The 14,398-nt window shown below is 74.5% G+C and carries 6 protein-coding genes; all 6 read right to left on the bottom strand.

Features of this window, described 5'->3' with window-relative positions:
• Window positions 1-41: 41 nt before the first annotated feature.
• The 6 genes from IF30_RS43830 to IF30_RS0123405 all read right to left on the bottom strand — a co-directional run bounded on the left by IF30_RS43830 (window position 42) and on the right by IF30_RS0123405 (window position 14,397).
• Window positions 42-1,913 carry a beta-propeller fold lactonase family protein gene (locus IF30_RS43830; RefSeq protein ID WP_051710923.1) on the bottom strand — a complete coding sequence of 624 codons (1,872 nt, stop codon included), beginning with the start codon at window positions 1,911-1,913 and terminating at the stop codon, window positions 42-44.
• A gap of 115 nt (window positions 1,914-2,028) precedes the next feature.
• Window positions 2,029-5,289: a hypothetical protein gene (locus IF30_RS0123425; protein ID WP_030241795.1), complete on the bottom strand. Its 3,261-nt coding sequence runs from the start codon at window positions 5,287-5,289 to the stop codon at window positions 2,029-2,031.
• On the bottom strand, window positions 5,286-9,269 hold the full coding sequence (locus tag IF30_RS0123420; protein ID WP_030241793.1) for a hypothetical protein: 3,984 nt from the start codon (window positions 9,267-9,269) through the stop codon (window positions 5,286-5,288). The genes IF30_RS0123425 and IF30_RS0123420 overlap by 4 nt, the downstream gene beginning before the upstream one ends.
• A 6-nt stretch (window positions 9,270-9,275) precedes the next feature.
• Window positions 9,276-9,929, bottom strand: a complete 654-nt coding sequence (locus tag IF30_RS0123415) for a hypothetical protein (RefSeq protein ID WP_030241790.1) — start codon at window positions 9,927-9,929, stop codon at window positions 9,276-9,278.
• Window positions 9,926-13,027, bottom strand: coding sequence for a LamG-like jellyroll fold domain-containing protein (locus IF30_RS0123410; RefSeq protein WP_030241787.1), 3,102 nt, complete (start codon window positions 13,025-13,027; stop codon window positions 9,926-9,928). Before IF30_RS0123410 ends, IF30_RS0123415 begins: the two co-directional genes overlap by 4 nt.
• A complete protein-coding gene (locus IF30_RS0123405; RefSeq protein WP_030241785.1) occupies window positions 13,024-14,397 on the bottom strand; it encodes a baseplate J/gp47 family protein in 1,374 nt (457 codons plus the stop codon). Before IF30_RS0123405 ends, IF30_RS0123410 begins: the two co-directional genes overlap by 4 nt.
• Window position 14,398 lies beyond the last annotated feature (1 nt).

Genomic DNA, 14,398 nt, shown 5'->3' with positions numbered 1-14,398 from the left:
GGCGCCCGCGCCTCGGGCACCTGCGCCACCGGTCGGTGGCGTCAGGACGGGCCGGTGCGGATCACCGACACGGTGCCCGAATCACTGTGGCTGACGTACGCGTAGCGGCCGTCCGGGGAGACGGCCACCTCCCAGGGGTCGGCGCCGACGGCGACGCCGCCGGTGACGAGGTTGGTGCCGGTGTCCACCACCGAGACGGTCTGCGAGCCGACGTGGGCGACGTAGGCGTGGCGGCCGTCCGGGGTCAGCGCCACCCCGACGGGGCGGTGGCCGACGGCGATGGCGGCGGTCACCCGGTCGGTGGCGGTGTCGATCACCGACACCGTGTCGTCGTCGGTGTTCGCCACGTACGCGTGGCGGCCGTCCGGGGTCACCGCCACCGCGGCGGGTCCGTGGCCGACGGCGATGGTGGCGGTCACCTGCACGGTGCCGGTGTCGATCACCGAGACCGTGCCCGACGCCGAGCGGGTGACGTACGCGTGGCGGCCGTCCGGTGACACCGCCACCCAGCCGAGGGCACGGTCGCCGGCGGCGATGGTGGCGGTCACCTGGCCGGTGGCGGTGTCGATCACCGACGTCTGCGTGCCCGTGGCGAACACGTGCCGGCCGTCGGGTGTCACCGCCACGCCCAGCGGGGCACCGTCGACGGCGATGGCCGTGACCTCGCTCGTCGTCGTGTCGATCACCGACACGGTGTTCGAACCCGCCTGCGTGGCGTAGACGTGGCGGCCGTCCGGCGCGATCGCCGCTCCCCAGGCGAACCTGCCGGTGCCGATCGATCCGGTCACCTGGTGGGCGGTGGTGTCGCCGATGACGGACAGCGTGTCCGCGCCGCCGTTGGTGACGTACACCCGGTGGCCGTCCGGAGTGACGGCCACCCCGACGGGGCCCTTGCCGACGGTGATGGTGTCGCTCACCCGGCCGGTACCGGTGTCGATCACCGACACGGTGTCGGATCCGCCGTCGGCGACGTACGCGTTGCGCCCGTCGGGGGTGATCGCCACTCCGACGGGGATGGCGCCGACCGCGATGGTCGCGGTCACCTGGTGTGCGGTCGTGTCGATCACCCTGACGGCGCCGGCGCCGGCGACGGAGACGTAGGCGTGGTTCCCGTCGGGCGTGAAGGCCGCCTCGGCGGGATTGGCACCGACGACGACGGTGGCGATCACCTGGTTGCCGCCGGTGTCGACCAGCGAGACCGCGTCCGTGTCGGGAGTGGTGACGAGGAGTCGGCGGCCGTCCGGGGAGAGGGCGAGGCCGCGCGGGCCGGCGCCCACGTCGATGGTGGCGGTCGTCTGACCCGCGGTGGTGTCGATCACCGACACGCCGGTCGCACCGCCGTCGGCCACATAGGCGTGGCGGCCGTCCGGGGCCATCACCAAGCCGGTGGGACCGGCGCCGACGGGAACGGTGGCGACCACCTGCTTCGTCGCGGTGTCGATCACCGACACGCTGTTCGAGGCGGAGTCGGCCGTGCACGCCCGCGTGCCGTCCGGGGACAGGGCCACCGCGCGCGGGCCACCGCCGACCGCGATGACCCCGACCGCCCGGTCGGTGGCGGTGTCGATCACCGACACCGTGTCGTCACCGGTGTTCGCCACGTACGCGTGGCCGCCGTCGGAGGCCACCGCGACCCCGCCCGGCCGCGCACCGACGGGTACGGGGCTTCCCGCCCCCGGACCGCCGGTCCGCTCGATGACGGTGATCAGCTTTCCGTTGCCGCCGGCGACGTAGAGCCGGCGGCCGTCCGGAGCGACCGCCACGGCGCCCAGCTCACCGCCGACGGTGATCGTCTCGACGGCGGCCGGCATCGTGGGATCCGCCGGACCGCCGCCCGCGACGGTCGGATCGGCCGGCGCGTCCGCGCCGACGACCTGCTCCGAGCGGCGACGGCCTTGATGGAGAACGCCCACAGCTGACTCCTGATCCGTCGATCCGTGGTGTGCTGTCCGGCGGCGCCCGTACCTCCAGCATGGGCGCCCCCGACCGCGCCCGCAATCCGCACCGGATACCCCGCGCGGGTACCGGTCAGCGCGGGAGTCGGTACAGCTGCACCACCGACTGGCCCTGGGACAGGGCCGCACCCAGTTTGCGCACCAGCTCGTCCGAGGACGGCGGCCAGGTCGTCGGGTTGTCCGGGAAGTACCCGGTGGAGATCAGGCCGGTCGGTGCGGCCGCCCAGAACAGCTCACCGTCCGAGCCCACGAGTTCCGCCCCCTTGCCGGTCCGGCCGAACACCGCGGTCCGGGTCATGACGCGGTGCACGTAGTCGCCGTAGGCCTGGCGGAACCGCTCGGTGATCTCCCAGCGCAGCCTTCCGTCGGCCGCCGTCGTCGACCGGAGGAGCGACTGGTACCGAGTCCGGTCGAAGCCGTAGGCCCGCGCGATCCCCAGGCGCTCCGCCCATTTCCAGGCCTCGTCGGGGTAGCCGGCGCGCCCCAGCACGTGGCGGCCGAAGTGATCGGTCAGGTTCTCCTGGTTCCAGCGGAACGCCGCGATGTCGGGCACCGTCGTGCTGAGGCGGTTGAAGGCCTCGGCCCTCGTCTGCAGGGTGCCGAAGGTGGTGATGCGGTTGCGCAGCCAGACGGGCTGGGTCTCCAGGAAGGCGGCCAGTTCGGTGAGGCTGCCGCCGTCGGCGAGGAACGACCGCAGGGCCTTGAGGTCGGCACCTCCGGGGCGCATGGTGGCGAGCACGAGCGCCCGCCGGTCCTCGCTGAGGGAGGCGAGGGCCTTGTTGATCCCCCAGGCCGATCGTGCGGACAGGGCCTGCGCCGATGCGGCGCCGCCAGGATCGGTGGTCAGCCCGAGCCGCCGGGCCGCCTCGTCGCTCTGGCGCCGCCGGAAGCCCCCAGGGTCCTTCCGGAAGTCGGCCTCGGGGAACTGTTGGAGGACCGTCCCGCCGCGCTCGGCGGCGAGCCGCACGGACCGACCGGCCGCGACGGCCTTGGCGGTGCCGCGGACCGCCACGACGGTCAGCAGACCGTTGACGGCGGCGCGCGCCAGCACCCCGAGGATCCGGGTGAAGCGCTCGGCCTCGAACCGGCGGCGGCCCTCCTCGTCGCCGTACTCGCGCTGCAGGCGGGCGAGCGCGGTGTCGGACATCGCGGCGTCGACGTCCCGCAGTTGCAGATAGGTGTCGTAGGACAGCAGGACGGCGTCGGTGAGGTGGGCGCCCAGGTCGACGTAGAGCACGGCGCGCTGGAACTTGAGGATCCCGGCCAGCCGGGCCGTGGCCTCGATGGTCAGCGGCGCCCCGGCGGCGATGGCCCGGCGGGCGACCGCTCCGCCCACCGAGGTGAAGGCGGTGGCGACGGCCAGCAGGTCGAGGGCGGTCTCCCGGTCCCACTCGAAGGCGTCGTGGTGCAGCCGCTCGGCCAGGTTGACCGCGCTGAGCACCCCGCCGGTCAGCGCTCCGGCGAGGACGATCACGCCGACGGCCACCGGCGAGGACACCGGGAAGGCCAGCGCGAGCGCGGTGCCCGCCACGGCCAACCCGGTCGCGACCACGGACAGCCACTCCCATGCGGTGCGCTGCCAACTCTCGGTGTCCGTGGCGAAGTCGAAGGGCTTCAGCTGCAGCCGTGCCATCCCGGGCCACTCGATCCGGGCCAGGATCCGGCCCGGCGGGTAGCTGCCGCGGAAGGAGGTCCGGGCCTCCTCGAAGGCGGCCCGCAGCGCCGCCTCGGCGGTGGGGCCGGTGCCCCGGTAGGTCCGGTGGAACGCGGGGTACGTCACGTCGATCAGCAGCCAGGTGTGGCCCGGGCCGGCCGAGTCCGGCGCCGGACCGACGAACAGCGAGATCGGCCGGGAGTGGGCCGTGCGCCGGTCGGTGAACAGCGCCCGCAGCGGGAACGGCCCGGCACCGGTGGTGCCGACCAGTCTCTTCTCCAAGGCGGCGACGCTGTCGCGCAGTTCACGGATCAGCGGCTCGTCCCGGGGGGTGGCCTGTTCGGCCCGGCGCAGCCGTTGCCGGGCGGCCGTCAGGAGTTCGTCGGCGCTGGTGGACCAGACCGGCTCGGCACCGGCCGCGCGGGTCGCCTTCTCCAGCCCGGCCAGTTCGAGGGCCATCCGTTCCTCGAGCCGTTGGGCCCGGTCGGTCCGCCGCTCCGTCACCGGCTCCGGGGAGGCGTCCTCGTAGGAGAGACGGACCTCGCACTCCACCTCGAACTCGCCGGCCCGGTCGAAGCGGTGGGTGAAGGAGGCCCGGGTCGACTGGCCGGTGTCGACCGGTACCCGGTACCGCTCGCCGTGCCGGTCGTGCTCGATCCGGTACACCCGCCAGCGGTAGCTGATGAACGCGTACACCAGCGCCAGCTCGTACACCGGTGTCCAGCGGCCGGACTCCTCCAGACGCCAGATCTCCACCTCGGCGAGGTAGGTGGTGTCGGCGCCGACGACGGCGGCCCCGTCCTGCTGGTCGACCCGCAGGATCCTCGGCCGGGGCCACAGGTGGTACCGGGGGGTCGCGCGGACGGTCACCTCGGGCACGTCGGAGACCGCGGTGAAGTTCACGGTGAGGTCGAGGTCCTGCGGGTTGCCAAGGTCGGACAGTCGGCGTGGTCCGCGGTACAGCTGGGCCGCGCTGTGCGGGCGCGCGACGACGGTGTAGTCGCCGCCGGGCAGGTCCACGACGCGCGGGGTGCCCGGCGCCCGCACGGCGAGCCGCAGGGCGCGCAACACCGGCCCCTCACTGTCGGGAGCCAGGTAGAACAGCCGCGGGGTGGATTCGCCGGCGCCGGCGGTGTACACGCCGTAGCGGACGCCGGCCGGGTCCGCGAAGCCGGCGGCGGGCCAGCGTTCACGGATCAGCCGGACGATCGGCGCGGTGCCGGGCCCGGCCGTGACGGCGGACCGGTCGGCCCCGAGGGCGGCGCCCTCGTCGGTCGTGGCGGCGGACGCCGACAGGGGTGCGACGCTCCACGTGGCGGTCCCGGCTGAGCCGGCCTCCGCGGGCGGTTCGGGCACCGGTAGCACCGGTCCCGTCCCCGTACGGTCCGGCGGTGCCCCGAGCCGCTCCGCCGCGCCGCCGGCGGCCGGGAGCAACGGGACGCCCACCGGCCGCCCCTGCTCGTCGTAGCTGGGCACGGCGTAGCCGCCCTCCGGGGTCCGCCGCTCCTGGGAGTACCGCTCCCGGGCCGGCTCCCCGGGCCGTGGCGCGACCACCTCGCCCGGACCGGCGGCCGCGAGCGCGCGCTGCACCGCCGAGCGCACCACGGCGAGCAGCCGTTCCCGGTCGGCCGCGGCCACCTCGCCCGTCACCGTGTCCGGCAGGTGGTAGCGGCGCCTCACGGCTTGAACTCCACGACCCGGCCGCTGCCCGGCACGATGAACTCGTTCAGCTCGGAGATGAGCTCCTCCGGGATCTGGAGCTGGTCCTGCCCGTACCGGGTGTCCACCACGCGCGGCCGGCCGGTGACCTCCTTCAGTTTGGGCGGCGGCGGCAGCGGGACCGCGCCCTCCGGCGGTGTGCCGGGCGGACGCCCCAGCAGGGACGCGGGTTTTCCCTGCTCCGGGACGGCGTGGCTGCGCAGGGCGCGGAACCACCCCTCCTCCACCTCGAACACCTTCAGCCGTGCGCCCGGTCGTGCCCTGATCAGGAACTCGACGGCCCGCTCGAACAGCCCGAAGTTCAGGTTGATCGGGTCGGTGCCGCTCGTGAGCACCCGGGCCTGCCCATGGGCGTCGATCAGGACGCGCTCCCGGCTCGCCGCCGGCGGGGTACCGCCCTCGATCCGGAACACCACCCGGTTCCCGGTCCGGCTGCGGAAGACCGGCCGTACCACCCGCTCCAGCAGTTCCGGGTGGTCCCGGAACCGCAGCCCCGCGGGCAGGCGGATCCAGGTCTGCGCGCTGCCGCGGCTCTCCAGTTGTCCCAGCGCCCGCTCGATGTCCGCCGGGGCCGGAAGCTCCGGCAGCCGGGGCGTCGCCCGCCCGGCCTCGGCTCGGGCCTCGACAGCCCTCGCCTTCTCGGCTTCGATCTTGGTCCGCAGCACCTCGGCCTCGTCGCGGAGCGCGCCGGCGCGCCGGGTGTTGCCCCGTGCCTCGGCCGCACGGGCCTTTTCGAGCACCTCGGCGAGTTCCTGTTCCAGCCTGCGCGCTTCCATCTCCGCCCCGGCCGCCTGGATCCGCAGTGACGCGCCGAACTGGCGGCGCACCAGGTCGGAGGGGGTCCCGCTCGGGACCGGCCGGCCGGCCACGATGTCCAGCTGGGCGAGCAGTCGCAGCACCGCGCGCTGTTCGGCCGGGGTGTACTCGGACAGGCGCCCGAGGAACGCGGCGAGGTCCTCGGTGGAGGCGAAGGTCCCCGCGACGAGCCGGCGGGTCGCGGCCCGGTCGAGCGAGGTCAGGGCCTCCAGCAGGTGGACGGTCTCCGCGGGGTGCTCACTCAGGATCCGGGCGACGGTGTGGGCCCGGGCCGGGGCCGCCGCCTCCAGGGCCGGGAGCAGTCGCGCCAGTCCGGCGCTCGCCCTGAGGGTGAACCTGGCCCCGGCGAGTTCGAGGACGTGCCGGGCCAGTTCGCGGCCGCCGAGTTCGGTGGCGACCTCCGCCAGCCGGCCGGCCATCGCCTCGGCGAAGCCCCGGGCGGCGACGTCCCCCATGAAGGTCCCGAGGGTGGCCCGCAGGTTCGCCAGCGCCTCGGTCGAGACCTGGACCCATTCCCGGGCGCCCCAGCCGGCGGCCCGCAGTCGGGCCGCGGTCCCGGCGGCCGTGGTGACCGCGCCGCGCGCTCCGACCAGTGCCTCCCGCAGGGCCGGGGCCAGGACGAACTCGGCGACGATCCCGATCACCGCGCCCAGGGCCAGGTTGGCCACGTAGGTGCGGATGCCGGACCAGGAGCCCTCGCCGGTGGCCACGTGGACCACGTCGTGGGCGAAGGTGGTCAACGCCGACGAGGTCGCCCCGCCGACGGAGCCCCGGACCAGCGCCTGGGCGGCCCAGCCGGCCACGGTCTGACGCAGCGTCCCGGTGCCGACGGCCTCGGCGGCCCACCGCGCGGGCACGCCCCCGAACCGGAAGCCGACCGCGAGGAGGTAGCCGTCGAGGGCGGCGATCAGGATGCCGCCGGGCGTCAGCTTGGCGTCGCCGAAGATCACTCGGAAGAAGTAGACGACCTCCGAGATCGCGATCCCGCCCAGCACCGGGCCGCTTCCACCCCCGAGGCTCACCAGCGCGGCGACCACGCCGGCCTCCCAGGCCAGGAGGACCGCGCCGACGGCGGCGACGACGATGCCGGCCGCCCGGTACACCTCGCCGGCCCGGCCGAGCCTCCACCAGGTCAACCGCTCCTCGAAGCTCCCGGCGCGTTCCAGAACCGGGCCGCCCACCCGGGTCCAGCCCTTCTCGCCGACCACCCGCTCCACGAACTCGAACTGCACGTGCAGGTCGGGCAGTCCGCCCTCCTCCTGCCGTCGCACCTCCAGCAGCCGGATGCTCCGCTCGACGGTGACGTTCACGAAGTCGGCCCCGGTCAGCCCCACCCGCCGGACCGCGCCGGCCAGCACCGCGGTGGCGAACCGCTCCTGGTCGTACGTGGTGCGGTCCTCACCCCGGGCGATCCGCCCCACCAGCTCCACCCGCTCGGCCTCCAGGGCCTTGCGCAGCGTCTCCACGCGAGCCGGGCGCAGCCGTTTGAGGTCACGACGGGTGGTGTAGATCGACTCGACCTCACCGAGGACGCCCCCCGCGGCGACCGCCCGGCCGGGCTCGCGGTCGAGCAGGATCCGGGTGGGATCGGTCCGGTACTCGTTGCGGGTCCCGGCGAGCCGCTGTCCGGTCAGCGACTCCCGGAGCTTCGCCACCCTGGGATCGGCCGCCCTGGAGGTGGCCAGGCTGAGCCGCAGCAGGCGGTGCCGCAGGCGGAAGTGGCGGCTCGCCTCCACGACGTCGTACAGCCTGGCGAAGTCCCCGGCCAGTTCGGCCAGTACGTACTCGAACAGCGTTCCGCCGTCGGGCCGCTCGGACGGCGGGTCCTCCTCGAACTCGTGGTCCAGGAAGGCGGACATCGCCCGCTGCCAGGACCGCTCGGTCGGGTCGCCGCCCAGCAGGCCGCGCAGCCGGGCCGCCAGCGGGCGGGCGCGCGGCCGGTACCGGGCGGCGCCGAGCCGTTCGGTGTCCACCGGCAGGACCGCCCTGGCGAAGAGGCAACGCCGGCCCGGTTCGAGGTGGTAGGTGTCGGCCCGGTCGTCCAGCCGCCGGGTGGTCGGGTTGGTCCAGGCGCCGGCCCGTTCCCGGACGGACGCCGGCAGCCGGCTCAGAGCCGGGTCGGTCAGCACCAGGAGGCGGTCGCCCGTCACCCGGTCGTCGCCCGAAGGGATCCGCTCCTCGGCCCGGCGGGCCAGCAGCAGGGCGAGCGCGGCGGGCCGGGTACGGCGGCGCACCGTCAGCGGCTGGAGCCACACCGGTACGGGGAGGGTGCCGAACTCGCCCAGGTACTGGGCCGTGGTGAGGCCGTAGCGGGATTCGAAGTCCCGCACGTCGAGGCAGAAGGCCGCGTCGGCGGCGGGCAGCCGCAGCACGGTGTCCCTGCCGAGGGTCGCCAGGTCCGTCAGCTCGACCTTGGGCAGGACCATGGCGGCGTACAGCGCCCAGCCGCCGTGGCGGAGCACGGCGGTGGCGCCCCGGCCCTCGATCCGACGGGCGTTGTGCGGGCCGATCCGCCCGATCCGGTCGCCGAGCACCTTGTCCTCGTCCAGGGCGAGCAGCGCGGCCCGGTTGTCGTCGGTGACCCAGACCGCCGTGGCGAGGACCTGTCCCGGGCCGAGCCGGACCAGCCGGGCCGCGTGCGCGTACAGTCCGTCGGACAGCTCGGCCAGGGTGTGGTCGCGGCCGGTCCGCACCCACCAGAGCACCACCCGGCGGAGCTCTTCCCGCCGGTCGCCGTAGAGCGTCTGCTCGGGCAGCCGCCCGCCTTCGTGCAGGCGCTCGACGAAGTCGAGGAACCGGCCGACCCGGGCCCGGAAGTCGACGGCGCGGAGCACCGTCCACGGCCCGGCGGCCCCGCGCACCGGTACGCCCTGCGGGCGTCCGCCGTGCTGGTAGGAGGCCACGGCGTAGCCGCGGTCGCCGTCGCGGGCGGGGTCGTACCGCTCCCGCGCCTCGGCCGGTCCGGCCGGGGTGCGACGGCCGAGGCGGGCGGCGACCAGCCGCTCGGCCTCGGCCGTCCGGGCGCGCACGACTTCGGTCAGGGTCCTTGCCAGCTCCTCCAGTTGGGCCTCGCCCAGGGCTCCGGTGAGCCGGATGGTGATCGGGATGTGGCAGTCGACCCGCACGGCGGTTCAGCCCGCGTAGGTGATCTGGAAGCCGCCGAGGGTGATCACGTCCGCGGCCACCGCGCTGTCGACACCGGCCACGAGGTAGTAGCGGAAGTGGCTCACGTCGACCTGGGAGAAGGCGGCGGAGGTGTTGGCGGTCACGTCGAACGGCGAGGTGCTGATGACGCTCCTGACGAGTGTGTCGGGCACCGTGGAGGAGGTGACGACCAGCGGGATCCGGTTGAGGGAGACGGAGAACCTGGCGACCGTCGAGCTGTTGGTGGCGGTGATCCGCAGCGATTGCACCACCGCCCCGCCCGGCAGGACGACGTTCATCACGCCCGCGAAGCTGCCCGACAGGCCGGGCGGCTTCTGCGCGATCCCCGTGGTCGAGTCGATGCTCCACCCGGCCGGGGAGGGCTGCGGGCTCGCGGCGGACGGCAGGGCGGGTGTGAGCAGCGGACTCAGGCTGATCGTCTTCGGCGCGGTCGTCGGGTGGGCGCTGAGCGCGGTGATGGCCTGGTCGATGGTGCCGACGACGGCGGAGAGGTTCTTCAGGTCCGCTTCCACCGCGTTGAACCGGTTGTTGAAGCCGTTCTGGCCGGCGGCCTGGACCCGGTCCCGGTTGTCCACCCAGTCCGTGTGCTGGAAGGTCGGGGTGAAGCTGATGCCGGTCATGGGCTGCTCTCCTTGGTGCGTCGCGACGGCACTGCGCCGACTCGGAACTTCGGGTACGTGTAGTCGGGATTGGCCGTCGCGGCGTCGCGGGCCTCGACGACGTGTGCGCGGAGTGCGCCGGTGAGCACCTCGACACCGACCGGGTGCAGGGTGTTGAGGATGTTCATGATCAGGTCGTACTTGTCCTTGGGAACGACCTGCCCCGCCGCCACCAGCTCCGGCCGCAGCCGGACCTTGAAGGTGTACGGCGGGACCTCGGCGGTCTCCGGCTCCGGCCCGACGTCCATCAGGTAGGCGGCCTGGACCCAGACCGGCCCGGCCTGTTCACCGGTCAGGCCCGGCGTCGACTCGTCCGTCGCGCCGTTGAGCGCTGCCCGGCCGTCGGCGAACGCCCCGGTGGCCAGGCTCAGTTGCCCGAGGGCACCGACCACGGAGGGCGGCGGCACGATCGTGAGGTCGAGGGTGGAGCCCTCGGTCACGGTGTCCGGCCCGGCGAGGGCGACCAGCGGTTCCGCCGGGTGGTGGAGGATCACGTCCGCTCCCGAGCGCTGTACGTGCCCGAAGCCCACCAGGTGTGCGACGACGGCGAGTTGACCGGCGTCGAGGCCGGTGCTCCGGACGGTGAGCGCCCGGCCCTGCCGGGCCAGCGGGTCGGTGCCGGCGGGATCGTAAGCGGCGGCCACCGTCACCGGGCCGGCCACGCCGCGCCGCTGCAGCTCGTCCAGGAGGGCGTCGAGCCGACCGGCCACGGCGATCTGCATGAGGTGGTGATCGGGGTCGGTCCCGTACGCCGCGCGGGCGTCGTCGTGCCGGTGCAGGAACACCGGGTCGAAGTCCGGGTCGGGGCCGCCGACCACCGTCACGGGGGCGCCGAGCGTGCCGTCGGCGGCGATCCGGGCGCCGTCGGCGAGGTCGGCCGGCGCCGCCCGGAGCGTGCGGGTGGCACTGACGGTGTGGCTGCCCCGGGTGACCTCCACCTTCACCGTGATGTCGCCAGGGGCGGTGGCGGTGAGGAAGGCGCCGGTGGCGGAGGTGTCGGTCAGCGTGGCCCGGCCCGGGCCGGTCGGGATGGTGAGCCAGTCGGCGAGGGCCCCGACCGGCAGCGCGGGTCGGATGGTCAGCCGCACGCCGGTGCTCGCCCCGACCACCAGATCGGCCGGCCCGCTGCCCGGCGGAGCGGCGTCCAGGGCCAGGTACTCCCCGACGGCGCAGGCGGCGTACACCTGGTCCGCGTCGGCGCGGTGCTCGACGTAGTCGAAGCCGGCCCGGTGGGCGAGGGCGGCCAGCCGGTCCGTCGCCACCGTGCCGTGGGTGAGCAGCACCGCGCGGCCGGTGGCCCGGAGGTCGTCGGCGCGCGGATCGAAAGCCGACTCCACCCCCAGCCGGCCGTCGGCGCCCTCCGCGGCCGCCAGCGCGACCAGTCGGTCGAGCGGGGCGGTGACCACCAGCTGGACGAGACGGGGATCCGGTGGCGGTTCGCCCGGTTCGAGGACCCGCGGCCCCGGTGCCCGGTAGTCGACGGCGGGGTTGTCCTGGGCGAGCAGGTAGACCGGGTCGAACCGCGGTTCGTCCGCCACGGTGCCGACGGTGTCGGCTTCGGACACCCGGCGGCGGCCGTCCCGGGCCATGCGTTCCCCGGGCGCGAGCCGGGCCGGGAGGACGGTGACCGCGCGGCTGCCGCGGACCACTCGGCCGTTGCCATCGTCGACCACGAGCGGGTTGTCGCTCACCTCGGGATCCTGGGACGGCCCGATCGGGCGCACCGTGGCGTTGAGGACCCGGGTCAGGTTCGCGGGCGTGGGCAACGTCCACCGGCGGAAGATGCGCAGCCGGTTCCGGTAGTGCGCGTTGCCCTCGCCGAGGGCGGGGAAGAAGTCGGCGCGGGCCACCGAGGACAGCCGAACCTCGTCGACGATGCCGCGGAACCCCGTGTGCCCGGGGCCGATCCGCAGGTCCGCTGTGTTGCGGACGGCGCCGAGTCCGCCGTCCGGCTTCCGGTCCCGGAGCACTCCGTCGACCCACAGGCCGAGGTGGCCGGTCGTCCGGTCGAGCACGGCGGCGAGGTGGCTGAACCGGTCGGTGGGCAGGGAGAGGTCGGCGAACAGCTCGACCGTGGTGGTGCCGTCGCCGATGGCGAACCGCACGTTGCCCGGCTGGGCGCGCCCGAACACGCCGATCTCCAGCACCCACCCCGGCTGGGGCGTCGTCGGGTCGGGGTGCCGGGCCAGGACGAGTCCCGCCGCCAGGCCCGGGTCGGGGCGCACGAAGCACTCGACGGTCGCCCCGCCGTCCACCGGGATGTCGAAGTCCGGGCTGGTCGCCGCGGTGACCAGTGCGCCGTCACCGGTGAAGGCGAACGCCTGCCCGAACCTGCCGACGCCCTGGACGACCGGGCCGGTGATCGTGCCGCGGTGGTCGTTGCGGCCCGGGTAGCGGGCGGTCAGGTCCTCCGCCTGCGCCGTCGTGCGCGGGTCCTCGTCCAGGTGGTACAGCGCCACGGTGGCCGGGTCGAAGCCGTACGGAAGCGGCGGGAAGCGCGGCACCCCGAGGTCGCTGCCGATCAGGTCCAGACTCGCGCCGGTCGCGGTCTCCAGGTGACGCTGCGCCACGGTCCGTTCGAGGTGGTGGCGCAGCTGGTCGCGTTCGGCACCGATCGCCCACAGCAGCTTCGCGGTGGTGCCCAGCAGGGCCGTGAGCGCCCAGCGGCCGGCCGCGGTGACGCCGGACGGCGGCGGGTTCGCCGTCAGGGTGGCCAGCCGGGCGGCCTCGGTGGCGCCGGACGGCAGCGGCACCACGTAGGACGTCCCGGCCCTGGTCCCGGCCGGGACGCCGACGACGGCAGGGTGGAAGCTGCTGCCGGGCTGGTCGACGGTGAGGGCGACCGAGGTGTCCTGGTCGCAGTCCGTCAGGAGGGTCAGCACGTAGGCGGGGTCGGCGGTGTGCCCGTACGTCGCCCGGTGGTCCGCGAAGTCGTACGGTGCGATCGACGCGGAGCCGGTGTCGGCCCCCGGAAGCAGCGTCAGGGCGAGCGAGTCCGCTCCTCGCCCGAAGGGCGCCGTCAGGTGGCGGGCCATCCGCACGGCCGACAGCGTGCTCACCGGACCACCACCGTGACGTCGACGAGCAACCCGTCCGGCCGGAACACCGCCATCTCGGTCGGCCCCATCACCAGGTTCTCCCCGACCGCCGCCTCGACCACCCCGCTCTGTTGCGGCACCGCGCCGAAGGTGATCCGGCCGAACGCGGGCGGCAGGCGTCGCAGGTGCAGCTGCTGGACGTCCACCACGCCGGACTGCTCGGCGAAGGCGCACATGACCTGCGAGTAGCGGATCACGCCGCCCAGCCGCGGGCCGCCGGTCTCGATCGCCAGCCGCTGGAGGATCGCGGCCCGCAGCGCGGCCGTGTCGTAGCCGGTCTCCACGGTGACCCTCGCCCGCACCCCGACGTCGATGTGGTCGGCCTCGACGATGTTGGCGTGCACCCCGACCGGGCGGACCCGGTCGACCGCCGCCGAGACCCGCTCGTACACCCCGGTCACGCTCGGCGCGGCCTGTCCCGGCACGGGGGCCGGGGTCCGCCAGGGCCACCGGAAGTCGTGCGCGACCAGCACGTCGAAGAAGTACGGTTCGCCGATGTGCCGCTCGGAGTTGAAGAGCCGCTGGTCGAAGTCGAACTGACCGAAGTAGCTCTGCGACACGTCCACTCCGCCGAGCGGGTCGGAGGTCGCGACGTCGATGACCCCGTCCACGTCCAGGACGGCCTGGCGGACGCTGTCCAGGGTCCAGATGCTGCGGGCGAGGCCGCTGAGGCGGGCGCGGTAGTCCTGGTCGGATTCGGTGTCCAGGCCGCCGGTGGTCACGTCCGGGTTGGTCACCGTCAGGGTCGCCGGGGCGAAGTCGGCGAGGTACACCGCCTGCCAGGCCGGGTCGACCACGGTGATCAGGTCCTTGCCGACGTCCTGGTCGTGTCCCCGTCCGACGGCGACGACGCCGACGTCGGCGGTGCCGGCCGCGGCGCTCAGCCGGGCCGCTGCGGTGGTGGCGAAGGCCTTCGGCGGGGAGTCCGTCGTGGTCACGATCGTGCCCTCGGGCACGGTGTAGATCCGTCCGAGGGCAGCTCCGGCGAGGGTGAACCGGACGGTGCCCGTACTGAACAGGTTCCGTCGGGCGAGGCCGACGTCGTCACCGAGCAGGTCCAGGGCGTCACCGAACGCGGTGGAGACGAAGTTGGCGTAGTAGAGGTCCTCCATCCGCTTCCACAGCTCGGCGTCCTCGTGCGCGGCCACCTCCAGGAGTTTGCGGACCGGACTGGTGCTGGTCAGGTCGATCTGTCCGTCGTCTCCGCCCTTGCCGTCCCTGCCGGACAGGTCGACCCCCAGGACGGCCCTGACCCGCTCGACGGCCTCCCGCAGGAGGACGTCGAAGGGCTTGAGGACGAAGCCCTCCTCGGTGACGCCGTAGTCGGTCATC

The organism is Streptomyces sp. NRRL S-350 (assembly GCF_000719705.1).
Lineage (GTDB): Bacteria > Actinomycetota > Actinomycetes > Streptomycetales > Streptomycetaceae > Kitasatospora.
This window is presented reverse-complemented; position numbering and strand designations above follow the sequence as displayed.